At 56.1% G+C, this 749-nt stretch carries 2 protein-coding genes; both read right to left on the minus strand.

All coding sequences use genetic code 11. The features are described from left to right. The coding region (locus tag AC1DVH_RS32190; RefSeq protein ID WP_477757178.1) for a response regulator at positions 1 to 170 on the minus strand (170 nt) is incomplete at its 3' end. Positions 171 to 278: 108 nt separating this feature from the next. Beyond that, positions 279 to 680 carry a chemotaxis protein CheY gene (locus AC1DVH_RS32195; RefSeq protein ID WP_477757177.1) on the minus strand — a complete coding sequence of 134 codons (402 nt, stop codon included), beginning with the start codon at positions 678 to 680 and terminating at the stop codon, positions 279 to 281. Positions 681 to 749: the final 69 nt, after the last annotated feature.

A 749-nucleotide genomic window follows, 5' to 3' on the forward strand; every position in this document is an offset into this window, starting at 1 on the left:
GGGAGACCCAGATCAAGCAGCACGACATCCGGTTGATGCTCGCGGATCAATGCCAGGACCTCATCGCCACGGGAGGCCTCGTAAATACTCTTGAATCCTTCACCCTTGAGTACGAGTTTGATCATGGATCGAACCACCGGATGATCTTCCACAATCAGTGCTGACTTCATGACAACTCCCGTGCAAAACAACACGATCGGGCAAAAAATGCCCTCCAGGCACTGCAGCGATTGGGCACAACGCTGCGCATAGACTTTTGCATGGAAGGCTGGAAAGTACTACCTGACAGAAATGACAGTTCCGACGAATGGTAGCCGACGATCGACAGCGCTCATCAACTGCGTAATGGACGCCAGGTCCGGCAGAGCGGCCTGGCTCAACCGGACTTTGCCCGCGACTGGCGACAACGGCGCCTGCCGTTCATTGAAGATAAACGCGTGATGAACCTGCGGGTTGTCGGCAAGGAAACTGAACAGGTCCAGCGCTCCAATTGCCATCGCCCCATTGACCAGCACCAGGTCCAGAGGCTCGCAACCGTACTCCACCAGTGCAAGGAGCTCGTCGAGGCTCTGCACCGGAGCCACCCGAAAATAGCCGAGCTGGTTGAACAGTCGCTCGATCCGCAGGCGGTTGAAGTGCTGCGCATCGGCGATCAGGATGCGCAAGGATTTGTTCGGCAAGGTGACCTCCAAATGGATGTCGGTTTCAAGAGGTCGCAAAGCCTACGGAAGACCTTCCTGGGTTTATGT

The sequence above is a fragment of the Pseudomonas sp. P4_C3 genome (assembly GCF_056402075.1).